Source organism: Skermania piniformis, assembly GCF_019285775.1.
Lineage (GTDB): Bacteria > Actinomycetota > Actinomycetes > Mycobacteriales > Mycobacteriaceae > Skermania > Skermania pinensis.
In genome coordinates this window covers 3172079-3196818 of record NZ_CP079105.1, presented here as the reverse complement: position 1 = coordinate 3196818, position 24740 = coordinate 3172079, and the positions used below count along the sequence as shown (strand labels likewise).

Annotated in this window: 28 protein-coding genes; 20 read left to right on the top strand and 8 right to left on the bottom strand. The window is 68.8% G+C overall.

What is annotated here, in order from left to right:
• Window positions 1-12 precede the first annotated feature (12 nt).
• The 4 genes from KV203_RS14780 (at window position 13) to glgC (ending at window position 2891) form a co-directional block, all read left to right on the top strand.
• Window positions 13-324 carry a DivIVA domain-containing protein gene (locus KV203_RS14780; RefSeq protein ID WP_066471233.1) on the top strand — a complete coding sequence of 104 codons (312 nt, stop codon included), beginning with the start codon at window positions 13-15 and terminating at the stop codon, window positions 322-324.
• 244 nt (window positions 325-568) lie between these two features.
• Window positions 569-742 carry a DUF3117 domain-containing protein gene (locus tag KV203_RS14775; protein ID WP_083530119.1) on the top strand — a complete coding sequence of 58 codons (174 nt, stop codon included), beginning with the start codon at window positions 569-571 and terminating at the stop codon, window positions 740-742.
• Window positions 739-1584 carry a putative RNA methyltransferase gene (locus KV203_RS14770; protein ID WP_343228055.1) on the top strand — a complete coding sequence of 282 codons (846 nt, stop codon included), beginning with the start codon at window positions 739-741 and terminating at the stop codon, window positions 1582-1584. Before KV203_RS14775 ends, KV203_RS14770 begins: the two co-directional genes overlap by 4 nt.
• A gap of 83 nt (window positions 1585-1667) precedes the next feature.
• A complete protein-coding gene (gene glgC / locus KV203_RS14765; protein ID WP_083530103.1) occupies window positions 1668-2891 on the top strand; it encodes a glucose-1-phosphate adenylyltransferase in 1224 nt (407 codons plus the stop codon).
• A 13-nt stretch (window positions 2892-2904) separates the two neighbouring features.
• On the opposite strand, the gene KV203_RS14760 is transcribed toward glgC, so the two are convergent.
• On the bottom strand, window positions 2905-3564 hold the full coding sequence (locus KV203_RS14760) for an O-methyltransferase (protein WP_281422359.1): 660 nt from the start codon (window positions 3562-3564) through the stop codon (window positions 2905-2907).
• A 241-nt stretch (window positions 3565-3805) separates the two neighbouring features.
• Between KV203_RS14760 and sigE the strand changes: the two genes are divergently transcribed.
• Genes sigE through tatB form a run of 4 tightly spaced genes read left to right on the top strand, consistent with a single transcriptional unit; the run spans window position 3806 to window position 6734 of the window.
• Entirely contained in the window at window positions 3806-4450 is a 645-nt protein-coding gene (sigE, locus tag KV203_RS14755) for an RNA polymerase sigma factor SigE (RefSeq protein ID WP_066471221.1), read from the top strand.
• Between the two features lie 14 nt (window positions 4451-4464).
• Window positions 4465-4788 carry a zf-HC2 domain-containing protein gene (locus KV203_RS14750; protein ID WP_157079828.1) on the top strand — a complete coding sequence of 108 codons (324 nt, stop codon included), beginning with the start codon at window positions 4465-4467 and terminating at the stop codon, window positions 4786-4788.
• A gap of 10 nt (window positions 4789-4798) precedes the next feature.
• Window positions 4799-6298, top strand: coding sequence for a S1C family serine protease (locus KV203_RS14745; protein WP_066471216.1), 1500 nt, complete (start codon window positions 4799-4801; stop codon window positions 6296-6298).
• 37 nt (window positions 6299-6335) lie between these two features.
• On the top strand, window positions 6336-6734 hold the full coding sequence (gene tatB, locus KV203_RS14740; RefSeq protein ID WP_066471214.1) for a Sec-independent protein translocase protein TatB: 399 nt from the start codon (window positions 6336-6338) through the stop codon (window positions 6732-6734).
• Between the two features lie 12 nt (window positions 6735-6746).
• Here the strand turns inward: tatB and KV203_RS14735 are convergent, their stop codons facing one another.
• The 5 genes from KV203_RS14735 to KV203_RS14715 form a co-directional block, all read right to left on the bottom strand.
• The gene (locus KV203_RS14735; RefSeq protein WP_066471212.1) at window positions 6747-7886 is read right to left on the bottom strand and encodes an Mrp/NBP35 family ATP-binding protein; all 1140 of its coding nucleotides are present in this window, start codon (window positions 7884-7886) and stop codon (window positions 6747-6749) included.
• Between the two features lie 32 nt (window positions 7887-7918).
• Window positions 7919-8755 carry a lytic transglycosylase domain-containing protein gene (locus KV203_RS14730; RefSeq protein WP_066471210.1) on the bottom strand — a complete coding sequence of 279 codons (837 nt, stop codon included), beginning with the start codon at window positions 8753-8755 and terminating at the stop codon, window positions 7919-7921.
• A 151-nt stretch (window positions 8756-8906) separates the two neighbouring features.
• Complete coding sequence (locus tag KV203_RS14725) at window positions 8907-10373, bottom strand: lytic transglycosylase domain-containing protein (protein ID WP_066471208.1); 1467 nt, start codon at window positions 10371-10373, stop codon at window positions 8907-8909.
• Window positions 10374-10488: 115 nt separating this feature from the next.
• Entirely contained in the window at window positions 10489-11106 is a 618-nt protein-coding gene (locus KV203_RS14720) for a DUF1003 domain-containing protein (RefSeq protein ID WP_066471205.1), read from the bottom strand.
• Window positions 11107-11128: 22 nt separating this feature from the next.
• Entirely contained in the window at window positions 11129-12424 is a 1296-nt protein-coding gene (locus tag KV203_RS14715; protein WP_066471202.1) for a magnesium transporter MgtE N-terminal domain-containing protein, read from the bottom strand.
• A 78-nt stretch (window positions 12425-12502) separates the two neighbouring features.
• On the opposite strand from KV203_RS14715, the gene KV203_RS14710 reads away from it, so the two are divergent.
• Genes KV203_RS14710 through KV203_RS14700 form a run of 3 tightly spaced genes read left to right on the top strand, consistent with a single transcriptional unit; the run spans window position 12503 to window position 14119 of the window.
• On the top strand, window positions 12503-12991 hold the full coding sequence (locus KV203_RS14710; RefSeq protein WP_066471200.1) for a YflT domain-containing protein: 489 nt from the start codon (window positions 12503-12505) through the stop codon (window positions 12989-12991).
• Between the two features lie 44 nt (window positions 12992-13035).
• Window positions 13036-13518: a peptidylprolyl isomerase gene (locus tag KV203_RS14705; protein WP_066471198.1), complete on the top strand. Its 483-nt coding sequence runs from the start codon at window positions 13036-13038 to the stop codon at window positions 13516-13518.
• A gap of 25 nt (window positions 13519-13543) precedes the next feature.
• On the top strand, window positions 13544-14119 hold the full coding sequence (locus KV203_RS14700) for a suppressor of fused domain protein (RefSeq protein ID WP_066471192.1): 576 nt from the start codon (window positions 13544-13546) through the stop codon (window positions 14117-14119).
• A 6-nt stretch (window positions 14120-14125) separates the two neighbouring features.
• Here KV203_RS14700 and KV203_RS14695 read toward each other — a convergent pair whose 3' ends face one another.
• Window positions 14126-15199 (bottom strand): magnesium and cobalt transport protein CorA, encoded by a 1074-nt coding sequence (locus KV203_RS14695; protein ID WP_066471189.1) that lies wholly within the window; start codon window positions 15197-15199, stop codon window positions 14126-14128.
• Window positions 15200-15237: 38 nt separating this feature from the next.
• On the opposite strand from KV203_RS14695, the gene KV203_RS14690 reads away from it, so the two are divergent.
• The 9 genes from KV203_RS14690 (at window position 15238) to KV203_RS14650 (ending at window position 23797) form a co-directional block, all read left to right on the top strand.
• Complete coding sequence (locus KV203_RS14690) at window positions 15238-16089, top strand: PHP domain-containing protein (RefSeq protein ID WP_066471186.1); 852 nt, start codon at window positions 15238-15240, stop codon at window positions 16087-16089.
• Window positions 16086-16679 (top strand): MarC family protein, encoded by a 594-nt coding sequence (locus KV203_RS14685; protein ID WP_066471183.1) that lies wholly within the window; start codon window positions 16086-16088, stop codon window positions 16677-16679. The genes KV203_RS14690 and KV203_RS14685 overlap by 4 nt, the downstream gene beginning before the upstream one ends.
• 1 nt (window position 16680) lies before the next feature.
• Window positions 16681-16950 carry a hypothetical protein gene (locus tag KV203_RS14680; protein ID WP_066471180.1) on the top strand — a complete coding sequence of 90 codons (270 nt, stop codon included), beginning with the start codon at window positions 16681-16683 and terminating at the stop codon, window positions 16948-16950.
• A gap of 128 nt (window positions 16951-17078) precedes the next feature.
• Window positions 17079-18233 (top strand): NAD(P)-dependent malic enzyme, encoded by a 1155-nt coding sequence (locus KV203_RS14675; protein ID WP_169797510.1) that lies wholly within the window; start codon window positions 17079-17081, stop codon window positions 18231-18233.
• Between the two features lie 255 nt (window positions 18234-18488).
• Window positions 18489-19238, top strand: a complete 750-nt coding sequence (locus tag KV203_RS14670) for an enoyl-CoA hydratase (RefSeq protein ID WP_066471177.1) — start codon at window positions 18489-18491, stop codon at window positions 19236-19238.
• Between the two features lie 91 nt (window positions 19239-19329).
• Window positions 19330-20427, top strand: a complete 1098-nt coding sequence (locus KV203_RS14665; RefSeq protein WP_066471450.1) for an MBL fold metallo-hydrolase — start codon at window positions 19330-19332, stop codon at window positions 20425-20427.
• 30 nt (window positions 20428-20457) lie between these two features.
• On the top strand, window positions 20458-20742 hold the full coding sequence (locus KV203_RS14660; RefSeq protein WP_083530101.1) for an antitoxin: 285 nt from the start codon (window positions 20458-20460) through the stop codon (window positions 20740-20742).
• Between the two features lie 9 nt (window positions 20743-20751).
• The gene (locus KV203_RS14655) at window positions 20752-21948 is read left to right on the top strand and encodes a lipase family protein (RefSeq protein WP_246600171.1); all 1197 of its coding nucleotides are present in this window, start codon (window positions 20752-20754) and stop codon (window positions 21946-21948) included.
• A 211-nt stretch (window positions 21949-22159) separates the two neighbouring features.
• Window positions 22160-23797 (top strand): substrate-binding domain-containing protein, encoded by a 1638-nt coding sequence (locus KV203_RS14650; RefSeq protein WP_157079827.1) that lies wholly within the window; start codon window positions 22160-22162, stop codon window positions 23795-23797.
• 27 nt (window positions 23798-23824) lie between these two features.
• Here KV203_RS14650 and KV203_RS14645 read toward each other — a convergent pair whose 3' ends face one another.
• Entirely contained in the window at window positions 23825-24736 is a 912-nt protein-coding gene (locus KV203_RS14645) for an ABC transporter substrate-binding protein (RefSeq protein ID WP_066471167.1), read from the bottom strand.
• Window positions 24737-24740 lie beyond the last annotated feature (4 nt).

Here is a 24740-nt window from a genome sequence, read left to right as displayed (position 1 = left end):
CAGGATCGAGGCATGCTGACGATGCTGCTCTATGTCCTGGTCGTCGCGGTCGTCGGCGCACTGTTGTTCGTGGTGGCCGGCGTCGTGTTCGGACGGTCCGAGGAGCTGGGCCCGCTGCCCGGTGAGACGACTCTCACCCGGCTTCCGGCCCGCGGGGTCACCGGTGCGGATGTTCGGGCGCTGCAGTTCCAGCAGGTGGTGCGCGGGTACAAGGCCAGCGAGGTCGACTGGGCGCTGGAGCAGCTCGGCGCCGAGATCGACCGATTGCGCGCCCGGCTACCCGCCGACGACGAGGAACGGGCGGGCGTCGCCGAGTCGACGTGAGCCCGGTCGAGCGGCGTGGGCGTCGCTTCGTCGGGCCGACAGCCGCTTCCGGGCTGATGCGGGCGACCGGAATGGTAGCCGATCCTATCGCGGACTGTTCGACGACAAGTCGATGAATTGCCGGACTGTCGACCCGGTTTTCGGGCACCGCTACCCCCCGACCAGCACGATAGGGAAGAATGATCGCGTAGCTCACCGAGTGCCGGTGGGTTGGATGGATGTGAGATTCCGGAGGGAGCAGAGGATGGCGGCCATGAAGCCCCGCACAGGGGACGGTCCCCTCGAGGCAACCAAAGAAGGGCGCGGGATCGTGATGCGGGTTCCGCTCGAGGGGGGCGGGCGCCTGGTCGTCGAACTCACACCTGACGAAGCGGCGGCTCTCGGCGAGGAACTGCGGGGTGTGACCAGCAAGGCCTGACCCTGTATGCGGCCGCGGTCGCGCTGCTCGCCTGTCCGGAGTGTGGCGGTGACCTGGAGCTGATCGAGCGGGTACTGCGGTGTCCACGTCGGCACTCCTTCGATGTCTCCCGGCACGGCTACGTCCGGCTGGCAACCGGTGCCCCGACCCGGATCGCCGGCGACACGGCGGCGATGGTCGCGGCCCGGGAACGATTTCTGGCCGCTGGTCACTTCGCGCCGATCGCTGCCGCGGTACGCGCGGCAGCGATCGGCGACGACAGTCCGGTGGACAGTCGCATCCTGGAGGTAGGAGCCGGTACCGGCTATTACCTGGCCGACGTATTGACCGGGCTGCCCGGGGCGAGCGGGGTCGGGCTCGACGTCGCGACGCCGGCGGTCCGTCGGTTGGCTCGGGCGCATCCGCAGGCGGTGGCGGTGGCAGCAGATGTCCGGCGGCCGCTCCCGATCCGCTCCGGCGTCGTATCGCATGTGTTGTCGGTGTTCGCCCCCCGGCCGGTTGCCGAGCTGGCCCGCGTCATGGCACCGGGCGGCCGCTACGTGCTGGTCACCCCGACCGGGCGGCATCTGACGGAACTCATCGACGACTTCGCGATGATCCGGGTGGATCCGGACAAGCAGCGGCGCGTGGATGCTGCGCTGGCCTCGCTGTTCGCGCCGATCGCACGGCAACCGATCGACTTCTCGATGAACCTGGATCATGCGGACGTGGCGGCGCTGATCGGGATGGGCCCGTCGGCTCGGCACGGCGAACCGGAGCAGCGCTCGGCTCGGCTCGCCGCGCTGCCGGATCGGCTCGAGGTGACCGGCTCGGTCCAGGTCACCACCTTCCGTCGCGGGTAACGCACGAGCTGTCGCCATGGTGGGCGCTCGGCGCGGCACGTCGTTGTGCGCAGGAATGCGGTAAAGACGATAAATTGGGCGGTGTGAGGAGCCAGCCGCACGTGCTCGGAATCGTCCTCGCGGGCGGCGCTGGAAAGCGGCTGTACCCGCTCACCGCGGACCGGGCCAAGCCGGCAGTACCGTTCGGGGGCGCGTACCGACTCATCGACTTCGTACTGAGCAACCTGGTCAATGCCGGCTATCTGCGGATCTGTGTGCTCACCCAGTACAAGTCGCATTCGTTGGATCGGCATATCAGCCAGACCTGGCGGTTGTCCGGGTTCGGTGGCGAATACATCACCCCGGTACCGGCCCAGCAGCGGCTCGGCCCGCGCTGGTACACCGGCAGCGCGGACGCCATCCACCAATCGCTCAACCTCATCGCCGACGAGGAGCCGGATTACATCGTTGTCTTCGGCGCCGATCATGTGTACCGGATGGACCCGGCACAGATGGTCCGCCGGCACGTCGAAACCGGCGCCGGGGTGACGGTTGCCGGTATCCGGGTACCGCGCAGCGAGGCGACCGCGTTCGGTTGCATCGACTCCGACGAGTCCGGCCGGATCACCCAGTTCCTCGAAAAGCCGGCGCACCCGCCGGGAATTCCGGACGATCCCAACTCCACTTTCGCGTCGATGGGCAACTACGTGTTCACCGCGCGCACCCTGGTCGACGCGATCCGGGCGGATTCGGCGAGTATCGACTCCGATCACGACATGGGCGGCGACATCATCCCGGCGTTGGCCGACGCCGGTGCCGCGTACGTCTACGACTTCGCCGACAACATCGTCCCGGGCGAGACCGAACGCGATCACGGCTACTGGCGGGACGTCGGCACCATCGACGCCTTCTACGACGCGCACATGGATCTGGTTTCGGTCCACCCGGTGTTCAATCTGTACAACCGGCTCTGGCCGATCCGGAGCGCTGCCGAGAACCTGCCGCCGGCGAAGTTCGTGCAGGGCGGACTGGCACAGGAGTCGGTCGTCGGCGCCGGCTGCATCCTGTCGGCGGCGACCGTGCGTAACTCGGTGCTCAGCGCCAACGTGACGGTGCAGGACGGGGCAACCGTGGAGGGCAGCGTGCTGATGCCCGGAGTGCGGATCGGGCGCGGTGCGGTGGTCCGCCGGGCAATCCTGGACAAGAACGTCGTGGTCGGTGCCGGCGAGGTGGTCGGGGTCGATCTCGATCGCGATCGCGAACGATTCGCGGTCAGCGCCGGCGGGGTGGTGACCGTGGGCAAGGGCGCCCGGCTGATCGCCGAGTGAACCGACCTGCGGGTCAGCTGCGGCAGGCGCAGAGCAGCCCGTCGCCGACCGGGATCAACACACTGGTCAGTTCTTCGTTCTCGGCCACGGCGCGCGCGGCGGCCCGGATCGCCGCCACGGCCGGGTCGCGTCGGGTGGGGTCGGCCACCCGGCCGCCGAGCAGCGCGTTGTGGAACGCGATCACCCCGCCCGGCCGGAGCAACCGGACCCCGGCGTCCACGTAGGCCGGATGATCCGTCGGGGTGGTGTCGACGAACACCAGGTCGTAGGCCGAGTCGGCGAGCCGGGGCAGGACGTCGAGCGCGCGCCCGTTGATCAGCCGGGTGCGCTGGGCCGCGATGTCGCCCGAACGGAACGCCTGCCGCGCTGCCCGCTGATGTTCCGGCTCCGCATCGATCGTGGTCAGGACGCCGTCCGGACGCATTCCGTCGAGCAGCCAGAGCCCGCTGACCCCGGCGCCGGTGCCGACTTCGACCACCGCGCGGGCACCCAGCATCTGGGCGAACATGCTCAGCAGCGCGCCGACCGACGCCGGAATCGGGGTCGCGCCCAGTTCCGCCGCGCGTTCTCGGGCAGTGGTCAAGACCTCGTCCTCGCCGACCGAGGACTCCACGTAGCCGAGGATGCGGTCCGCGTTGTCCAGCTTGGTCGCCACGGTGCTGTTGTTCGCCACGATCTCGAGGCTATCCCGCCACGCATCGCGTTCGGGCGCGACCCGGCGACCGGTTCTCAGCTGCTGCTCAGGTTCCTCATACGCCGTCCATAACGGACTCGGACAGAGTAAGCCCTGCGCGTCACCGGATCACGGCGCGCCGGAACAATCCGGACAATCCGGTAGTTCCCTAGGGTAGCGGCGGCCACGGCGAGAGCCAGGCCGCAAGTGGTTCGGCGAACAGGAGGGCGGGACCGTTCACATGGTCGATGCGGGAAGTAAGTACGCCGAGATCTCCGACTACGAACTGCCGTCGGGTGCCGAAGGGGGAGCGTTGACCGGCACCGCAGCTTTCGATGCTACCGGCGAACGCTCGGCCATGCCGTCCTGGGATCAACTGGTCCGCGAGCACGCCGACCGGGTCTACCGGTTGGCCTATCGACTCTCCGGTGACGCCCAGGACGCGGAGGACCTGACCCAGGAGACGTTCATCCGGGTCTTCCGATCGTTGTCGAACTATCAGCCGGGCACGTTCGAGGGCTGGTTGCACCGGATCACCACGAATCTGTTTCTGGACATGGTGCGCCGCCGCAGCCGGATTCGGATGGAGGCGCTGCCCGAGGACTACGACCGGGTACCGGCGTCCGGCCCCGGCCCGGAGCAGGTCTACCACGATGCCCGACTCGATCCGGATCTCCAGTCGGCGCTCGACGCGCTTGCCCCGGAGTATCGAGCTGCGGTCGTGCTCTGCGATATCGAGGGTCTGTCCTACGAAGAAATCGGTGCCACACTGGGAGTCAAGCTGGGTACCGTGCGCAGTCGGATCCATCGTGGTAGGCAGGCATTGCGGGACCATCTGGCCGCGCAGGGCACGGTGGGGTACCGGACCGAGCAGAAGGTCGGGTGAAGCAGGAGGTACGGATGAGCGAGGACAGGGAGCGCGCGGCGTCGCGCCGGTTCCGCTCGACCGAGCACCTGTCCTTCGAAGCCGTCGCGGCGTTCGTCGACGGTGAGCTGACGATGACCGCGCATCTGCGGGCCGGGCACCACATCGCCGAATGCCCGGAGTGCGCCGCCGAGGTCGACGGGCAGCGGCATGCCAGTGGCGAACTGCGGCGGCTGCCGCAGGTCTCGATGCCGGCTACGTTGCTCGGAAGTCTGAACCAGATCCCGTACTGCGACGTCGACTGCGGTGCTGCCGAGGCCCCGGACGGTCGCCGCTGGTCGCGTCGTCGGCGCAAGTAGAGTCTGCCGCGTGGGAGTTCAACAGACCGAACCCGATGCGGTACCGACGAATAGCGGCCTGCGTCCGCCGGACGCGCCGGTGCTCGGGCCACGTCCGGTGTATCGCCCGGAGGTCGATTCTGCGACCTCACAGGTCTTCGGTCGACCGAACGGTACCGAGGGCTCGTTCGCCGCTGCCGACCGGCGGGTAGGCCCGGTGCCCGAGGTGCAGGTGCGGATACCGGACCCGATCCTCGCCGAGGCCTACCGGCGCCCGCCGGGCTCGGCCGAGATCATCCAGCGCGACCCCGACGGGGAACCCGAGTCGGCGGTCGATCCGGAACCGGTCGATCCGTGGCGTGATCCGGCCGCGCCGGCCCGGCTCGGCGCACCGGCGCTGGCGGCGCCGGCCCGGCCGATCCGACCGCCGGCGGAACGGCTCGGGGTGCGCGACGTGCTGTTCGGTGGCCGGGTCGCGCCGCGTGCGTTGGCCGTGCTGGCCGCGATCGCACTGCTGATCGGTGGTCTGGGTGGGTTGGTCGGTCGGCTGACCGCGGAGACGGCCGGTGACCTCACTTCGAAACGGGTCAGCCTCAGTCAGAACAGCCTGTCGAACGACGAGCCGCGGGGCCGGATCGCCGAGGTTGCCGATGCCGTGCTGCCGTCTGTGGTGACCATCCAGGCAAGCGTCGGCGACGAAGGCTCCACCGGCTCCGGAGTGGTCATCGACGGGGCCGGCTACGTGGTGACCAACAACCACGTGATCTCGGTCGCGGCGAACGATCCGACGGCCAAGTTGCAGGTGATCTTCTCCGACGGGACCAAGGTGCCGGGGCGGGTTGTCGGCCGGGATACCAAGACCGACCTTGCGGTGCTCAAGGTGGAAGCCAAGGATCTGACGGTGGCCAAGCTCGGCAAGTCCGGCGATGTCCAGGTCGGCGAAGACGTGATCGCGGTCGGCTCGCCACTCGGCCTCAGCAAGACCGTCACCGCCGGTATCGTCTCGGCGCTGCACCGACCGGTCCCGCTGAGCGGCGAGGGCTCCGATACCGACGCGGTGATCGATGCGGTGCAAACCGACGCGTCGATCAACCCGGGTAACTCGGGTGGTCCGTTGATCGACTTCGACGGCGACGTGATCGGGATCAACTCGGCGATCCGTAGCCAGAGTGGTGGCTCGGTCGGCCTCGGCTTCGCCATTCCGATCGATCAGGTCACCCAGGTATCGCAGGCGTTGATCCGGGACGGGGTGATGCACCATCCCGACATCGGGGTCAACGCCCGTACCGGCAAGGTGGTCAACGACACCACCAGCGGAGCGCAGGTGGTGAACGTCCGGGACGGCAGTCCGGCGCAGCAGGCCGGAATCGTCGAGGGCGACGTGATCGTGAAGGTCGGCGATCGAGTGGTGTCCGATTCGTACGAGTTGGTCGTTGCGGTCCAGCTGCAGCAGATCGGCACCGCGGTTCCGGTTCAACTGGTCCGCGACGGTCGCCTGGTCGACGTGCAGGTCACTCCGGTATCGGACTGACGGCCGGTCCGCGGCGGCGCCGGTTAAGCTGGTCGTCGTGTTCGGCAACATCGGCTGGGGCGAGCTCATGGTGCTGCTCGTCGCCGCACTCGTCATCCTCGGACCCGAGCGGTTGCCCGGCGCCGTGCGCTGGACCACGCAGTCGTTGCGCCAGGTTCGCGACTACGCCAGCGGCGCGACCCAGCAGCTCAAAGACGACCTGGGTCCGGAGTACGACGAGATTCGGAAGCCGCTTGCCCAGCTGAATCAGTTGCGGGGGATGACCCCGCGGGCGGCGATCACCAAGCACATCCTCGACGGCGACGACTCGATCTTCACCGGGAACTTCGACAAGCCGGCTTCGTTGCCGCCGGCAGTGCCGGCCGATCCGCCACGACGGCTGCCGAAGCCGTTGCTGCCGGGCGACGCGCCGCCGATCGACACCGACGCCACCTGACCGCCGGCCCGGTCAGGCCCGGCGAGTGGTGTCGATACCGAGCGACATCCCGGCGAGGCCACGGCGCCGCACCGACAACTGCTCGGCGATGGATCGCAGCGCGGCGCCGGCGGCGGATTCCGGTGCGGTGAGTACGATCGGCACGCCTTCGTCGCCCGACCTGGTCACCGCCGGGTCGAGCGGCACCTGGCCGAGCAGCGGCACCTCGGCGCCGATCACCCGGGTCAGCCGGTCGGCGACCGCCTGTCCGCCGCCGGATTGGAACACGTCCATCCGGGTGCCGTCCGGCAACTCCAGCCAGGACATGTTCTCCACGACGCCGACGACCCGCTGCCGGGTTTGCAAAGAGATAGCTCCGGCCCGTTCGGCTACCTCTGCAGCGGCCAGTTGCGGGGTGGTGACCACCAAGATCTCCGCGCTCGGGACCAGCTGCGCGATCGAGATGGCGACGTCGCCGGTACCCGGCGGGAGATCGAGCAGCAAGACGTCCAAGTCGCCCCAGAACACGTCGGCAAGGAACTGCTGCAGTGCCCGGTGCAGCATCGGACCGCGCCAGACTACCGGGGTATTGCCTTGGGTGAACTGCGCGATCGAGATCGTCTTCACCTCGTGCGCGGTCGGTGGAATGATCATCCGCTCCACCTGGGTGGGCCGGGCATCGGTGCCCAGCATGCGCGGAATCGAGTGTCCGTAGATGTCGGCGTCCAGCACCCCGACCGCGAGCCCGCGGGCGGCCATCGCCGCGGCAAGGTTCACCGTCACGCTCGACTTCCCGACGCCGCCCTTACCGGACGCCACCGCGTACACCCGGGTGAGCGAACCCGGCTGAGCGAACGGGATCACCGGCTCGGCGGAATCGCCCCGGAGCGACTTGCGCAACTCGGTTCGCTGCTCGTCGTTCATCACGTCGAGCTCAACCCGGACCTGACCGACTCCCGCGACGTCGGCGATCGCCCGGGTAACTCGGTCGCTGATCTCGGTCCGCATCGGGCAGGCCGCCGTGGTGAGGTAGATGCCGACGGTGACGCCGGCAGCCGGGTCGATCTCGATGCTCTTGACCATGCCGAGTTCGGTGATCGGCTTGCGGATCTCCGGATCGAGCACCTTCGACAAAGCAGTGCGGATGTCCGATTCGGCTGGAGCAGCGGGCATACCCTCGATCCTAGGGGTGCCCGGTCGGCGGATCAGATCTTGGGTGTCGAGTCGGGCGGCGGAACGACGCCGGTCGAGTAGGCCAACTCCCAGGCCATGACGTTGGCGACGTAGGCCATCGAATTGTTGTACCGCAGGATGGCTCGATTCTGCTGGGTGAGATCCCGCATGTCCAACCCGCCGTCGCACAAGTACTTGCCGGTGGTGAGCGCGGCGTCGAAGAGGTTCTGTGGGTCGACGACTCCGTCCCCGTTGCCGTCCGCGCCGTAGCGGTTCCAGGTCTCCGGCAGGAACTGCATCGGCCCGACTGCGCGGTCGTAACCGGACACCCCGTCCATGGCGCCGCCGTCGGTGTCGTGGATGACGTTGTTGCCGCTGAGGCTACCGTCCAAGATCGGTCCGAAGATCGGGGCGAGCAGTTCGCCGGCGCCGTCGGCCTTGCCGTTGTTCGCATGTGCCGACTCGACCCGGCCGATCCCGGCGACCAGCGTCCAGGGCATATGACAGTTCGGGTTTTGCGCCGCCAGGGTGCGCTCGGCCGCCTGGTAGGCGTCGATGTTCACCACCGGCACCGCCACCGGACTCGCCGCCAGGTCCGTCGGTAGCGGTGGTGACGGCGGGCTGACCGGTAGCGGCGGCGGTCCGTGGTCGACCAGCTCTGCCGCTTGCTTGACGCTGTGCAGCGGATCGGCGCCGGCCGCTGCCAAGACCGCCGTCGATGTGTCATGCACCGGATCGGTGACCGGTTGGACCGGTGCCGCGCCGAGCGTGGTCGACGAGACCGCGCCGACCAGACTTACCGGAACCAGCCCGGACAGCGCCCATGCGGACGTGCGTCCGGGCGTAGTTTTCTTACGATGCCGACCCATCTGGGTAACCTCCCTGCGACCCCGAACAGAGATCGTCCGTTACGGAACGGAGACAAGGCTACCTGATTTGAGACGACGCCGTTACCCGACTGTTATGGCCGGCTTCCGGGGCGTGCCGCGGCGATCGTGATAAAGCGCGCTGAGCCGGCTGTCATGCGGGTGGCCCGAACGGAATCGTCGGTAGATCGGTAGGCAGCGCCGGGAGGGTGATGCCCGGGACCGGGACGAACGGTTGCGGTTCGGGTGCTACGACGGCGGCGCTTGGTTGTGGGGCCATCGCCGGTGCCGGCATGGTCGGCAGGTTCAGTTCGGGTACCGGGGGCAAGGTCAGCTCCGGCAATGCGGGTAGCTGCGGCAGTTCCGGCAGGGCCGGTGCGGGGGCCGGTTCGGCCACCGGAGCCGGAACCGGAGCGGCTGGGACCGCCGGTGCAGCCGGTGCGGCCGGTGCCGGTTCGCCGACCACACCCGGCACCTGGACCGTCGGTATCGCCGAGCAGATCGGGGCGCAGGGGATCGGCGGCAGACCGGGAACCGTGATCATCGACGGCGACGGCGACGGCTCGGCGGTTGTGGTGCCGGGTTGCACCGCGGTGCCCGGCGCAGCTGCCGTACCCGGGGCGCCCGGCGTGCCGGGGGCGGCAGCAACGGCCACCGCCTGGGCCGGCGAGCCTGCCGCCCCGACGGCGGCGGCGTCGATCAACGGTCCGCCGCTGTCGACGGGGGACAGGCCGCCGGGCGCAACCAGGTCCGCGGACAGGTCCGGCATGGTGGGTGCGACGCCGTTGCGGTAGGACGCGGCCCAGCTGAGCACGTTCGAGGCATACGCCATCGAGTTGTTGTACCGGAGCACCGCGCGCAGTTCCTGCGATGGATCACGCAAGTTCATCCCACCGGCGCAGAGGTATTTGCCCGCTCCGAGGGCCGCGTCGTAGATGTTGTTCGGGTCGGCGGCGCCGTCTGCGTTGGCGTCGGCGGAGTAGGCCTGCCAGGTGCTCGGCAGGAACTGCATCGGTCCGAGTGCCCGCACCGCGCTGCCGTTGGCGGCGCGGATCACCTCGTTGCCGGCGAGGGTTCCGTCCAGCGCGGGACCCATGATCGGGTTGCTGGTGGTGCCGTTGACGTCGGCCTTGCCGCCGTTGGCATGGCCCGACTCGATCCGGCCGATCCCGGCCAGCAGGCTCCAGCTCAGGCCGCAGCTCGGTTCCGCGGCGGCCATTGCCAGCTCGGCGTTGCGATACGCCGCCAACACGTTCTCCGGAATCCCGAGGGCGCCGACGATGGCCGGGATCGAGACACCCCGCACCGGCGTTGCGACGGCCGGGAGTGCCACCGTGCTGCCGGCGGCGAACGGCACGATGCTGCCGGCCGCGAACGGCGTCGCACCGTCGGCCGGCGTCTGGCCGGCCGCGCGCAGCATGCGCGCCGGCTTCGGCTCCGCGGGCAACACGCCGACCCCGTCCGGCGCGGGTGCACCGGAATCGCGAAGGTCGACAGTAGACTCGGCAAGCGTGGCGCCGCCGGCTTGATCGATTGTTTCCGGACGCGCTGGACCCGCCGCGTCACCCGCTGCCGTTCCTGCCGTCACCAGCCCGGCAAGGACCAATGCGGATACCGTCACGGGGGCTCGGAGCTGTTGCATTCGGCCACCATCCCTGTCGCACAAACCACCGGAAGGGTGCCGTACGGTAAACACCGCGTCTACCCCGACGCCCACCCGGGAACCGCAACCAAGATTACATACCGGTGACATCCCGCTCGGCGAAATCGGTGAATCTCCCCGGCCGTCGCGCAGATTTCCCGCGACTCGCCGACCCAGCAGCCGAATGACCGGTCGAGTTCACTGCGTCAGCGGAATTGGCGCCCAGAAAGTCCTTCAAATCGTCCAATTCCCGGCGCAGATAGTCTCGAGTTGTTACCTCACCGAGAGCAATTCGCAATGCGGCAAGTTCCCGGGCCAGGAACTCGGTGTCGGCTTTGGTCTGCGCAGCCCGCGTCCGGTCTTCGTCGAGCGCGATCCGGTCGCGATTCTCCTGGCGATTCTGCGCCAACAGAATCAGTGGCGCCGCGTACGCGGCCTGGGTGGAAAACGCCAGATTGAGCAGGATGAACGGGTACGGGTCCCACTGCAGCCGGACCGCGAAGACGTTGAGCAGGATCCACACCACGACGAGGACGGTCTGCATCGCGAGGTAGCGGCCGGTACCGAGGAACCGGGCGATCCGCTCGCTGAACCGTCCCACCGCTTCCACGTCCCAGTCGAACCGGAACCGGGACTCGCGTGGGGTCTCCAGGCGCAGTCGGGTTGTCTGGGCATGGCTCAGCTGTTTGTCGCCGCGGGCACGGTCGCTCATGGGGTTATCATCGCCTGCCGGCTCAGTCCACCCGGGACTCGCCCGTGTCCGCGGCGGCCGCTCGATCCTCGTCGCGCCAGTCTTCGGGCAGCAGATGATCGAGCACGTCGTCCACGGTGACCGCGCCGAGCAGGTGCTCCTGGTCGTCGACCACCGGGCCGCAGACCAGGTTGTAGGTAGCGAAATACCTGGTCACCGTGGTCATCGGATCGTCCGGGGAGAGCCGGGGCAGGGCGGTGTCCAGCATGCCGCCGATCAGGCTGGCCGGGGGTTCGCGCAACAGATGTTGCAGGTGGGCGCAGCCCAGATAACGCCCGGTCGGGGTTGCGGTCGGGGGGCGCACGACGAAGACCAACGACGCGGCCGCCGGGGTGAGGTCCGGGTCGCGCACCCGGGCCAGCGCCTCGGCGACCGTGGTTGCCGGGGAGAGCACGACCGGCTCCGGGGTCATCAGGCCGCCCGCGGTGTCGGGCGAGTGTTCCAGGAGGCGGCGAACCGGCTCCGATTCCTCCGGATCCATCAGCCGGAGCAAGGATTCCGCCTCGGTCTCGGGCAGCTCGCCGAGCAGATCGGCGGCGTCGTCGGGATCCATCGCCTCGAGCACGTCGGCGGCGCGCTCCACCTCCAGCTGGCCGAGCAGCGACACCTGGTCGTCGTCCGGCAGTTCCTGCACGACGTCGGCGAGGCGCTCGTCGTCCAGCGCCAGCGCTACCTCCAGCCGTCGTTTCTCCGGTAGCTCCTGCAGCGCCCGGGCCACGTCCGCGGCGCGTCGGCCCTCGTACTGCTGCAGCAGTGCGGTCACCCCCTGTCCGGGGACGGCGAGCAAGCTCTGGGTCAAGCCCTCGACATGCTCCCAGGCCACCACATGCACCGCGGACCGCCGCAGCCGCCGCCGCTGCAGCCGCACCGCGACCCGGGAGACCACCCAGTCCCGGGTGCGGATCTGCTCCAGTCCCAGGTCCACGACCGTCATATCCTGGCCGTCGAGTTCCTCCAGGTCCGGGTCGTCGATCTGCACCCGGGAGTCGACCACCTGGGCCAGGACCAGGGTTTCGCCCGGGCGCTGCGCGAACCGACGCAGGCTGACCGTTCCGGTGTTCAGCGTCACCGAACTCGGTTCGATCGCGGTAACCCGCAACATCGGAACGAAAATTCTTCTCCGGGTGGGCAATTCGATGACCAAGCCGAGAGCTCGGGGCTGCTGTCGAGCGATCCGGATGGTGATCACCACGTCCCGGACCCGGCCGATCGACTCGCCGTCCGGACCCAGCACCACCAGGCCGGCCAGCCGGGCGGCGAACACCTTCGATGCAGCCACGCGACCAGGCTAGAAGATCGTCGTGCCGCACGTTCCGCAGCGCCCCGTAGCGGCGCCGAATCGGGCAGAATGGTCGTTATGAGCAATCCGCTGGACGGTCGGGCCCGAGGTGGCCCCAGCCTGCCGACTCCGCCGAGCGGCTGGCCCATCGGGTCGTATCCGACCTACGCCGAGGCGCAGCGCGTGGTCGACTTCCTGGCCGATTCGGAGTTCTCGGTCGAGGACGTCACGATCGTCGGGGTCGACCTGATGCAGGTCGAGCGGGTGCTCGGGCGGTTGACCTGGACGAAGGTGATCGGCGGCGGCATCGTTTCGGGGGCCTGGCTGGGCTTGTTCTTCGGCCTGCTGCTCGGCATCTTCACCGGCGGTTTTCTCGGCCCGCTGCTGGTCGGTCTCCTCGGCGGCGTCGTGTTCGGGGTGATCTCGACGTCCATTCCGTACGCGGCGACTCGTGGGCAGCGTGATTTCGCCTCGACCATGCAGTTGGTCGCCGGTCGCTACGACGTGTTGTGCGACCCGAAGAGTGCCGAGGCGGGCCGGGACATGTTGGCCAAGTTGGCGATCTGACCGCGGTGCGGGTCGGCCCCGACGGGTGCGGCTAGGATTCGACGATGCCGGTCGACGTCGTACTGAACACGAGCAAGGGTGACATCACGCTGGAGTTGGATCCGGACAAGGCGCCCAAGACGGTGGAGAATTTCCTCACCTACGCCAGGTCGGGGCACTACGACGGCACGATCTTCCATCGGGTCATCGACGGATTCATGATCCAAGGCGGCGGAATGACCGCCGATCTCCGGCAGAAGCCGGCTCCGAGCCGAGTGGAGAACGAAGCCAAGAACGGGCTTCGCAACGACAAGTACACGGTCGCCATGGCGCGCACCTCGGACCCGCATTCGGCCAGTGCGCAGTTCTTCATCAACACCGTCGACAACGATTTTCTCAACTACCCGGGCCAAGATGGCTGGGGCTACGCCGTTTTCGGCAAAGTTACCGACGGATTCGACGTCGTCGACGCGATCGGCAAAGTAGCTACCGGCCGACAGGACGTGCCGGCCGAGCCGGTGACGATCAACTCGGTCTCGGTGGGCTGAGCCGCCCGGCTGACGGGATGAGTGGGTGTCGGTAGATGTGGCCGCGGCGGTCCGCGCCCAGCTGATCCGCGAGTTCGGGGTAAGCGCGCCGGATTCCGCGTCGGTGACCTTTCTGGGTCTGGAGCCGATCGAGGTGCTGCGGTTCGCCGGCGATCCGGTCTGTTATGCCACGGTCGGCTGCGCCCGACATCCGATGACCGACCCGGCGGACATCCTGGCCGACCCGACCCACGGCCCGCGCGCCGAGCTGGTGCTGCGGCTGCGGGCCGGGGCCGATCTGGTGGGCCTGCATCGCAGTCTCGCCGTCCTCGCTGCCCTGCCCGCGGTGGAGGGCGTGGTGCTGCGCCCGGATGCCCTGCTGGATCTCGGTGAGCCGGTCTGGCGTGGTGCGCCGTTCACCGCGATGTTGACCGGCCGGAGCGGCCTGGCGGAGGTGTCGCTGCCGTCGCCGCTGGATCCGGTGCAGCTGCTCGAGGTGGTCCCGATCACGGCGACCGAGGCCGCCTGGGTCCGGCTCGAGGGCGTTCCCGCGCTGCGCGAAGCCTGGGCCGAGGCGGGCATCGATGTGCGCGACCCGAGCCGGGGCATGGCTCGGCGGTGAGCGCGGTTACAGCCAGTGCACCCGGTGGAAGACCAGATAGAGTCCGCCGCACAGGATTGCGATCACCGCGAGCAGCAGGTGGTAGCCGAAGGACAGATGTAGCTCCGGCATGTTGTCGAAGTTCATCCCGTAGATGCCGGCCAGCATCGTCGGCACCGCGGCGATCGCCACCCAGGCCGATATCTTGCGCATGTCCGAGTTCTGTTGCATGGCAACCTTTGCCAGTGCGGTGTCGATCAAAGCGCTGAGTGATTCGTCGAATTCGGTGATCCGTTCGGCGACCAGGGTGTGATGGTCGGCGACATCGCGCAGGTAGTGCCGGATCTCTTTCGGCACACCGAATTCGGTCGAGTGGCTGAGCCGTTGCAGCGGGCCGGCGAGTGGTCCGACCGACCGGCGTAGTTGCAGCACTTCCCGTTTGAGCTGGTATATCGGCTCGACGGCGCGAATCGGCGCGGGGGAGAACACGTCTTCTTCCAGCACGTCCACATCACGCTCCAGCCGGCCGGTGACCTCGACATAGGTGTCCACGACATGGTCGGCGACAGCGTGCAACACGGCCGACGGTCCGAGGGCGAGCAGGTCCGGGCGCGCCTCCAGCCGGCTGCGTACCCCGACCAGGCCGGTGTGCGCGCCGTGCCGCACGGTGATCGCGAAGTCCGGTCCGACGAACACCAGCACTTCACCGGTATGCACGATGTCGGACACCGTGTGCACATCGTGCTCGACGTACTGCACCGTCCGCAGCACGAGGACGAACAGGTCGTCGTACGGCGCGAGCTTGGGCCGCTGATGGGCCTGCACCGCGTCCTCGGCCGCCGGCGAGTGGATTCCGTAGCACCTGGCGACATCGCTCATCTGCCGTTCGTCCGGCTCGTGCAGCCCGACCCAGACGAAGCCGGACCCGCGTTCCCGAACGTTTGCCAGCGCTGCCGAGAAACCGAAACGGCCGGGCAGTCGACGACCGTCGACGTATACTGCGCAATCGACGACGGCCTGCGCCGCGGGCAGTCGAACCGGCGAATCGGCCGGTGCCTTTCCGGCCGTCCGCAGCGACGGCAGCTGGGGAAGCGACGGCACCGACCGATCCTACCGCCGCGCCTGGGAGACTGTCGCCTGTGCGCATCGATCTGCATACCCACTCCACGGCGTCCGACGGGACCGACGATCCGGCCGACCTGATCGGCAAGGCGGCTGCGGCAGGCCTGGATGTGGTTGCTCTCACCGATCACGACACCACCGCCGGCTGGGCTGCGGCCGAGGCGGCCCGTCCGGCCGGGTTGGCGCTGGTCCGAGGCATGGAGCTGTCCTGTGTCGGGGAGGGGGAGGACGGCCGACCGGTACCGGTGCATCTGCTGGCCTACCTGTTCGATCCGACCGCGCCGGCGTTCGCCCAGGAGCGGGCCCGGCTCCGCACGGAGCGGGTCGAGCGGTTTCGCGCGATGGCGGCGAAGATGCAGGCCGACGGACTGCCGATCGACGCGGACGCAATACTCGCCACGGTCGGTCCGGCGCCGGGCCGACCGCATCTGGCTCGCGCGCTGGTCACCGCCGGGGTGGTGTCGAGCATCGACGAGGCGTTCGCCGGACCGCTCGCCGACGGCGGGCGATACTACGTCGACAAGGCGGACACCCCACTGGACCGCGCGGTACAGATGGTTGCTACCGCCGGTGGGGTCGCCGTGATAGCGCATCCACGGGCTCGTCGACGGGCGCGATTGCTGTCGGTCGAGCACATCCGCCGGTTGGCCGGGGCAGGCCTGAGCGGGCTGGAGATCGACCACCCCGATCATCTGCCGGCCGATCGCGGCATGCTGACCGAGCTGGCCGACGAGCTCGACTTGATCCGTACCGGTTCGTCGGACTACCACGGCGACAACAAGACCGTTCGGCTCGGTGAATACCGCACGGCGGCCGAACAGTACGAGCGGATCGTGGACCGCGCGACCGGGGTTCCCGTGATCGCATGACCCCGGATGCGATGCGGTACGGGACCGCGTTGATCGTGTTGCTCCTGGTCATGGCCCCGCTCGGCGCGGCGGCGGAGTTGCTCCGGGCCGGTGGCCGACCGGCTGCCCCGGATCGGTTGCGGGTGGCCGGCCGGGCCACGCTCGTCTCGTTGATCCCGATCGTCGGGTTCGCGGTCGTCGGCCAGGTGATTCTGGCTTACCTGGACGTTGCGGTCCCGGCGATCGCCGGCGCCGGCGGTCTGGTGTTGTTGCTGGTTGCGTGGGATTTGCTGCATCGGCCGGATGCGGGCGAGCCAACCGGTCGGGACGGCGTCGGCGGGACGGCGTGGGCGATCCCCGGTGCTGTTGCGGCGGTGATCGTCTGGCTGAGTGCGGCCGACGGTAGACTGATCTCCTACTTGACCGTCGCTGCTGCGATTCTGACTGCTCATGCCGTCTATTTCGCGACACTCCGGTTTTCGGTGACGTTGCTCCGGCTGCTCGGTGTGGCCGGAATCAACCTGCTAGCGCGGATCGCCGGCGTGCTGCTCGCAGCGATCGCGGTGCAGCTGGTAGCCGACTCGGTCCGGGGATTCGTCGAAGGAGCATGACTTGAGCCTGATCCGAGGTTTGAGTGGTGCCGTCGCGGCCGGTGTCGTGGTGTTGGCGATCGTGGTGGTGGCAACCGCGTTCGTCGCCGACGCTCGGCAGTTCCCGGGCCCGGGCTGGGCCTCGATCACCTGGCATGTGATCGCGGCCGTCGTGGTGATCGGTTGCCAGCTGATTGCGGATCGTCGCAGCGGGGTCCGGACGCTGCTCCCGGTCGTCGCGGTGTTCGGGGTGACGCTGCTGCTGCTGTGGACCCAGTGGTGGGGTGGCTGACCGGGCCCGGGTCGGGCGTGTTCGCGCCGTCGGTGCACTACCCGGACCCGGCTGAGCCGGGTCGGAGCGGGAGTGAAATCGTGTCCTGCGTGACTGAAGCGCCGCACACCGCCCCGAGCTCGTCCGCGATGATCACCGACGAGGAAATTTTCGACGGTCACCTCGGCGGCAAGCTCTCGGTCGAGCTCACCGCACCGCTGCAGACGCAACGCGACCTGTCGATCGCCTACACCCCCGGGGTGGCTCAGGTGAGCCGTGCGATCGCCGCCGACCCGGCGCTGGTGCACCGCTACACCTGGACCGGTCGGCTGGTGGCCGTGGTCAGTGACGGCTCGGCCGTACTGGGCTTGGGCGATATCGGGCCGCGCGCCTCGCTACCGGTGATGGAGGGTAAGGCCGCGCTGTTCAAGAAGTTCGCCGGGCTGAACTCGATCCCGATCGTGCTCGACACCAAAGATCCGGACGAGATCGTCGAGACGCTGATCCGACTGCGGCCCAGCTTCGGCGCGGTGAACCTGGAGGACATCTCGGCGCCGCGCTGTTTCGAGATCGAGCGGCGGGTGATCGAGGCGCTGGACTGCCCGGTTATGCACGACGACCAACACGGCACGGCGATCGTGGTGCTGGCCGCGTTGAACGGTGCGGTGGCCGTGCAGGGCCGACCGATCGAGGGACTTCGAGTCGTCGTGTCCGGGGCGGGTGCGGCCGGCGTCGCGTGTACCGACATCATGCTGGCGGCCGGCGTCGCGGACGTCACCGTGCTCGACTCCAAAGGCATCATCAGCGCAGCTCGCGCCGATCTGAACACGGTCAAGGCCGAGCTGGCGCAGCGGTCGAATCCGCGGGGCCTGGTCGGCGGCGCGGCCGAGGCGCTGGCCGGCGCGGATGTGTTCATCGGGCTGTCGGCGGGCGTGATTGCGGAAGAGTTGATCGCGACGATGGCGCCGGACGCGATCGTCTTCGCCATGTCCAATCCGGATCCGGAGATCCGGCCCGAGGTCGCGCACAAGTACGCGGCGATCGTGGCGACCGGACGTTCGGACTTCCCGAACCAGATCAACAACGTGTTGGCGTTCCCCGGCGTGTTCAAAGGTGCACTGGATGCCGGCGCCCGCCGGATCACCGAGGGGATGAAGATCGCTGCCGCGGAGGCCATTCTGGACGTCGCGCGCGACGAACTGGCAGTGGACAAGATCGTTCCGTCGCCCCTCGATCCGCGGGTGGCGCCTGCTGTTGCCGAGGCGGTCGCGACGGCGGCCCGGGCAGCGGGAGTCGTCGGCTAGCGCTCGAGGTGGGGTTGAGTTCGGTGCGGCTGCTGGTTACCGCTCAGTAGACTCGGCCGCGATCGATCAAGGTGGCGGTGGAGGGAAGGTCGCGATGACGACGGCGGGCTATGTATCCCGAGTTCGAACCCTGGGGTCCGGGGTTCGGCAGGTTCCCGATGAACAGGCGCGAGAAGCGGTCCGGATTGCGCCGGAAACCGGCTGTCGCAGCATCGCCCCGGCCACCCGGCCGTCGACCGCAGCGACGGTGGCAGCATGACCGAGGACACCGGCATGGTTCTGCGCAGCGTCCGTGACGGCGATGTGGTGACCCTCACGCTGCATCGGCCGAAACAGCGGAATGCACTGGACGACAGTCTGATCGCCGCAATGCAGGAGGCGCTGGAGGGGGCCGCGGAGTCGACCGCCCGGGCCGTGGTGCTGACCGGCACCGGCGGTGCCTTCTGCGCCGGCGCCGACCTCACCGAGGTGTTCTCGGAACGGTTCACCGAACGGCTGTTCCGGCTGATGCACACCATCGACTCGATCCCGCTGCCGGTGATCGCCGCGATCAACGGACCGGCGATCGGCGCCGGAACCCAGCTGGCGATCGCCGCCGACCTACGAGTTGTCATGCCGGAGGCCTACTTCCAGATCCCGGCAGCCCGAATCGGAATCACCGTGGACAGGTGGACGGTGCACCGATTGTGCGCGATGGTGGGGCCCAGCCGGGCGCGTGGGATGTTGCTCGGCATCCAACAACTGCCGGCGTCGGATGCGCTCGCGTGCGGCTTCGCCAACCAGCTCGGTACGCTCGCCGACGCGCAACGCTGGGCGCAGGAGATCGCTGCACTCGCGCCGTTGTCGCTGCAACATCTGAAGCTCACGCTCAACGACGACGGCACCCGCGTGCCCGACTCGCCGGAGCAGTGGGACGGGTTGCTGCGGGCCTGGCGGAGTGCCGACGCGCAGGAGGCGCAGCAAGCTCGGGCCGAACGCCGGCAACCACGATTCACCGGTCGATGAGATCCCGGCACCGTCGCAGCGTCCACGTATCGTGGGTGCGGTGAATCTCCGACCTTCGATCGCCTCGATTGCCGCCACGGCCGGTCGCGCGATCGCTGTTGCCTCCGGTGCGGCCGGGCTGGCCTGGCTGTTCCGTGCAGCGTGGGAAGTCCCGTCCGCGATCGGCGCATCCGTGTCCGCGATCCAGCCCTACGCCGCCAGCGCGGTGAACTACCGGGATCGCCGGTTCCACAACACCGAGCCGAGTGCGCAACTGGCGCCGGGTTCGGCGCCGGGCCTGATCGGCGCCATGCTCACCCGCGGTTCCATCGGCCGGCCGAAAGGCCCGGTGCCGCTGGCTACCCCGGTGGTGCCGGCCGAGGCGGGAGCATTGGCCGCAACCTGGTACGGGCACGCCAGCGTGCTGGTCGAGCTGGACGGCCGCCGGATCCTGGTGGATCCGGTATGGAGCCGGCGGGTGTCGCCGTCCAGCTTGATCGGCCCGGCCCGGTTGCACCCGGTTCCGGCGCCGTTGGACTCGGTGCCGTCGCTCGATGCGGTGGTGATCTCGCACGATCACTACGACCATCTGGACAAGCCGACCATCTGTGCCCTGGCCGAGCAGCAGCGCATGCCGTTCGTCGTGCCGCTCGGGATCGGCGCCCACCTGCGTGGGTGGGGGGTTCCCGACGACCGCATCGTCGAGCTGGACTGGGGATCGTCCACCACCGTGGCCGGCGTCGCGATCAGCTGTACCGAGGCACGGCACTTTTCCGGCCGCGGTTTGCTCCGGAATACCACGCTCTGGGCGTCCTGGACGTTCGCCGGACCGGAACACCGGGTGTTCTTCGGCGGCGATACCGGCTACACCAAGGCGTTCGCCGATATCGGCGCCACCTACGGCCCGTTCGATTTCACGTTGCTGCCGATCGGGGCCTACGGCGCGCAGTGGCCGGATATCCATATGAATCCCGAGGAAGCGGTGCAAGCCCACGCCGACCTGAACCAGGGCGATCCGGGACACGGGACGCTGGTGCCGATCCATTGGGCAACGTTCGACTTGGCGTTGCATTCGTGGGCCGAGCCGGTCGAACGGCTGGTGGCGGCCGCGGCGGCGGCTGGTACCGAACTGACGTTGCCGCTTCCCGGGCAGCGAGTGGACCTGCTTCGACCGACCGAGTCGGAGCAATGGTGGCGTCGAGTCGGATGACTCGGGCCGTGATCGACGACAGGAGTGGCGATGAGCGGATTGGGTGACCTCGTGGGCAAGGCCCGGAACCTGGCCGAGCAGCACAAGGACCAGGTCGACCAAGCGATCGACAAGGCCGGCAATCTCGTCGATCAGAAGACCGGCGGCAAGTACTCGGGACAGATCGACAAGGCCCAGGACGCGGCCAAGCGCGCGGTCGACCGGCCGGCTGCGCCCGCCGAATCAGCTGCGCCGGCCGAGCCGGCAGGGTCCGCCGAATCGGCGGCGAAGTCCGAGCCGGCAGCGTCCGCCGAGCCGGCACCACCTGCGTCCTAGATCACATTGTTGCGCCCGGCCCGGCTCGGTGTCGTTCTGCTGATCGCCGTCGTCTCGGCGTGCACCGCTGATACCGAGGCGCCGGCCGATCGGTCCGACTCGGTGGTCGTCAGCACTGCCGGTCCACCGGTGGCCGCACCCGAGCACGGAACGCTGGTCGCCGCCGAGCCGGTCGCCGACGTGGATCGCCGGGTCGCCGCGCTCGGTGCGACCGCGCTGCGCCTGCGGTACCGCTCCACGTCCGGGGTGGACGGTTCGCCGGCAGAGGTGACCGGCATCGTCTTCGTCCCGGCCGGGCCGGCGCCGGCGGGTGGTCGGTCGGTGGTCACGGTGGGCCACGGCACCACCGGCGGTACCGACGACTGCGCACCGTCCCGATACCCGAACCTGCTCGGGTCGATCGATCTGGTGATTCCGCTGCTCGAGCGCGGTTATCTGGTGGCGGTCAGCGACCTCGACGGGCTCGGGAACGGCCGCCCGCACCCGTATCTCGAGCCGGATACGGCCGGCTACAACCTGATCGATATCGTCCGCGCAGCACAGGCTGCGGTACCGGAGACCTCGAATCGCTGGGCTGCGCTCGGTGAGTCACAAGGCGGACAGGCGTCGTGGTCGGCGGCGGAGCTGGCGCCGGGGTATGCGGCCGGGCTCGACTTCGTCGGCGCGGCCAACCTGTCGCCGGCCGCCGACGTCTCGCCGGTCGCCGAACCGGGCACGGTACTCAGCGTGCCGCAGCAGATGTTTCTTCCGCTGATCGTGTCGGGGCTGGCGGTATCGCACCCCGAACTGGACCCGGACGCTTATCTGCACGGCGCGCTGTCCGCCCAGCGCGAAGCCCTGGTGAGCTGCACGACACCGGCGGCCGCAAACAAGATCGATATAGCGTTGGGCCTCCGCCCGGCCGACAGCGAGCCGCGTACCCCGCAAGACCGGGCGCGGATCGGGACGTGGTTGCGGGACCGAGCCCTGCCGAAGCGACCCGCGGGCGGTCCGATGCTGGTGTTGATCGACGAGCGGGACAACATCGTGCGTCCGGAATGGACCCGGGCCGCGGTCGAGCGCGCCTGCGCGCTGGGCGACGTGATCGAGCTGCGAAGCCGACCGGACGGCCTGCACGCCGATCCGCGGGATGTTCCCGTTGCCGTCGACTGGGTCGCCGATCGATTCGATGGGGTCGTGGCGAGCACCACCTGCCCGAGTCGCTGATCGTGCCTACAAAGCCTGCCAGACGGGCTGTACCTAGCAGCAGTTAATTTATAGTTATCGTACCTTTGGTTCGTAGAGCAGTGTTTATGCCGGGTGTGACGCTGCCGGTGTCGACGTGTCGCAACACCCCGGGTACGATCTGCGCACTTCGTCTGTGTGGTCGACGTGATGTGTTCTCGGGCACGTTCGGCGTCGGCCGGAGAGGACCGAAATGCGCTACGGGCACGGCGGCACGCTGCTGCGGGCCAAGGACCGACCGGCGTGGCTGAAGCTGGCCTTGCTCGGGGCGGCGTTGGTGCTGCTGGTCGGTGGCGGCCTCTATGCCACTTATCGCATCACCAGCGGATGTTCCGAGGTTCGGACCTATTCGCTGGCAGTAGACCCGAGTATCGAGCCGGCGGTGGCGAAGGTGATCGACCGGACCCCGGTCGAGGATCTGGGTTGCGCGGCGCTGCAGGTGAGTTCCACCCCGTCCGCGGTGGTGGCGACCGCGCTGGATCGCCCGGGCGCACCGGCGCTGTGGATTCCGGACTCCAGCGTGTGGGTGACCTCGGCGGGTCGGCATTCCGGCCAGCTGATCGACGTCGCCAACCAGTCGGTGGCGACGTCGCCGGTCGTCGTCGTGGCTCGGGACAAGGACCGACCGACGCTGCCGACCTGGCAAGACACGTTGCAGACGCCGGGCATGGCACTCGGTGATCCGCTCAGCGAGAGCGCTTCGGTCGGCCCGATCGTCGGGGCCCTGGCCGAGCTGGAACTGGGTAAGAACACGCCGGACCGGTTGTCCGCGGCGCTGATTCCACTTGCGCAGGCGCAGGCTGCGAATCCGGATGCGGCGGCGCTCGACCGGCGACTGGCCGAGGTCCAGAGTCGTGGTGGGCTCACGGTCGCATCGGAGCAGCAGCTGGTGCAATACCTGCGGGGAGTGCCGGATGCCGGCCTGGTCGGCGTGGTCCCGGCAACCGGTACGGTCGCACTCGACTATCCGATCGCCGTGACCGAGCCGGCCGGCCCGAATCACGATGCGGCGAAACCGGTGGCTGCGGCGCTGGCTGCGGCGCTGGCCGGTGACGACGGTCGTGCCGCGCTGGCCGAGGCGGGCTTGCGGACGCCGGACCGGTCCCCGCTCGCCGACGGGCGTGGTGTCGGGCAGGTGAACCTGCTCGGTGCGGTCGACCCGGCTCTGCTGGAGACAACCTTGCGCGGCTATGCGGCTGTTGCCTTGCCCAGCCGCGGCATCTTCGTCGTCGACGTATCCGGGTCGATGGCCGCCGACGCCGGTGGCGGGAGCCGGATCGACCTCACGGTGCAGGCCGGCGATCGCGGACTCGCGTTGTTCCCGGCCAACGCGCAGCTCGGTCTCTGGGCGTTCTCCACCGATCTGGACGGGATCGGCCAGGACTGGCGGGAGCTGGTACCGGTCCGCAGACTGGATGCGTCGGTCGACGGAACCACGCAGCGTGAGCAGCTGCAAGTGGCCAACCACACGCTGCCGAATCTGGTCTCGGACCGGGGAACGGGCCTGTACGACTCGGTCCTGGCGGCGTGGCGCCGGCTGAAAGACGGCTGGGATCCGCGGGCGTCGAACGTGGTGGTGCTGGTCACCGACGGCGCCAATCAGGATGCGAACTCGATCACGCTGCCGGAACTGCTGGACACCTTTCGGCGCGAGCAGGACCCGTCGAAGCCGGTGAAAGTGATTGCCATCGGCATCACCGAGGATGCCGACGCGGGCGTATTGCAGCAGATCGCGAGCGCGACCGACGGCACCAGCTACATCACCCGCAACCCGGCCGAGATCGCCAATGTGTACGTGAACGCGACCCGCGCTCGGGCCGCCGGAAACTGACCCGTCGGATCGAGCCGATGATCGTTCCTACTCGAGTACCCGGACCCCGGTGGTGTCGGCGAGCCAGCTCTTGGCGAACCGGTCGAGCGTGCCGTCCTGATACAGCGACTCCAGCGCGGCAGACACGCATTCGGTCAGCCGGCTGTCCTTCTGCAGCACCAGACCGAAGAACTCGCTGACGTCGTTCGGCCGGGGAAACTGGCCGACCAGGACGCTGTTCGGGATATCGTGCCCGGCGATCTGGAAGCCGGTGGGGATGTCGACCACCAGTGCATCGATCCGGCCGTCGATCAGCGCGGCCTTCGCGTCGTCGGTGGTCGGAAACGGGATGGCGGCGGCCGGATGGATGGTGTCGGTCACCGCGCTGAGGCTGGTGCTGTTGTCCGCGGCGCCGAGCCGGAACCCGCCCAATTCGGCCAGGGTGGTCGCCCGGGCCGCCGGTGAACCGGACAAGGCGACGACCGCTTGGGCGACTTGATAATACGGCGCCGAGAAGTCGATCGCGGCGCGGCGGCTGTGTTCTATCGTGACCTGGTTGATGTCGAAGTCGAAGTCCTTGGGGCCCGGCTCCAGTGCGCTGGTGAACGGCACCTTCACGAAGGCCACCTGATCTCGGTTGTACCCCAACCGCTCCCACACGGCCTGGGCGACCGCCCCCTCGAATCCCCGGCCGTTGCCCGGATCGTTGTCGACGAACCACGGCGGATAGGCCGGATCGTCGGTCGCGATGGTCAGCACACCCGGATGCACCGACTTGCCGCTATCCGGGCCACAGTTCATCTGGGAGGTGATCCGGCCGGCCGGATCGCTCGTCGAGGACGACTCGGCCGGTGGAGCGGGATCTGCCGCGCAAGCGGCAGCCAGCGAACCGGCCAGCGCCAACATGATGGCGCCACGCCGTACGCGGAGGACAGGCCGGGTGAAGGGCACTGCATTCATCTTG

Excerpts from the sequence above, each read along its gene's own strand:
- KV203_RS14730 (WP_066471210.1), bottom strand. The coding sequence starts at position 8,755 with ATGGGTCGGCATCGTAAGAAAACTACGCCCGGACGCACGTCCGCATGG.
- KV203_RS14710 (WP_066471200.1), top strand. The coding sequence starts at position 12,503 with ATGAGCAATCCGCTGGACGGTCGGGCCCGAGGTGGCCCCAGCCTGCCG.
- KV203_RS14685 (WP_066471183.1), top strand. The coding sequence starts at position 16,086 with ATGACCCCGGATGCGATGCGGTACGGGACCGCGTTGATCGTGTTGCTC.
- KV203_RS14720 (WP_066471205.1), bottom strand. The coding sequence starts at position 11,106 with ATGAGCGACCGTGCCCGCGGCGACAAACAGCTGAGCCATGCCCAGACA.
- KV203_RS14775 (WP_083530119.1), top strand. The coding sequence starts at position 569 with ATGGCGGCCATGAAGCCCCGCACAGGGGACGGTCCCCTCGAGGCAACC.
- KV203_RS14675 (WP_169797510.1), top strand. The coding sequence starts at position 17,079 with ATGATCACCGACGAGGAAATTTTCGACGGTCACCTCGGCGGCAAGCTC.
- KV203_RS14750 (WP_157079828.1), top strand. The coding sequence starts at position 4,465 with ATGAGCGAGGACAGGGAGCGCGCGGCGTCGCGCCGGTTCCGCTCGACC.
- KV203_RS14645 (WP_066471167.1), bottom strand. The coding sequence starts at position 24,736 with ATGAATGCAGTGCCCTTCACCCGGCCTGTCCTCCGCGTACGGCGTGGC.
- sigE (WP_066471221.1), top strand. The coding sequence starts at position 3,806 with ATGGTCGATGCGGGAAGTAAGTACGCCGAGATCTCCGACTACGAACTG.
- KV203_RS14670 (WP_066471177.1), top strand. The coding sequence starts at position 18,489 with ATGACCGAGGACACCGGCATGGTTCTGCGCAGCGTCCGTGACGGCGAT.
- KV203_RS14735 (WP_066471212.1), bottom strand. The coding sequence starts at position 7,886 with ATGCCCGCTGCTCCAGCCGAATCGGACATCCGCACTGCTTTGTCGAAG.
- KV203_RS14650 (WP_157079827.1), top strand. The coding sequence starts at position 22,160 with ATGCGCTACGGGCACGGCGGCACGCTGCTGCGGGCCAAGGACCGACCG.
- KV203_RS14705 (WP_066471198.1), top strand. The coding sequence starts at position 13,036 with ATGCCGGTCGACGTCGTACTGAACACGAGCAAGGGTGACATCACGCTG.
- KV203_RS14780 (WP_066471233.1), top strand. The coding sequence starts at position 13 with ATGCTGACGATGCTGCTCTATGTCCTGGTCGTCGCGGTCGTCGGCGCA.
- KV203_RS14660 (WP_083530101.1), top strand. The coding sequence starts at position 20,458 with ATGAGCGGATTGGGTGACCTCGTGGGCAAGGCCCGGAACCTGGCCGAG.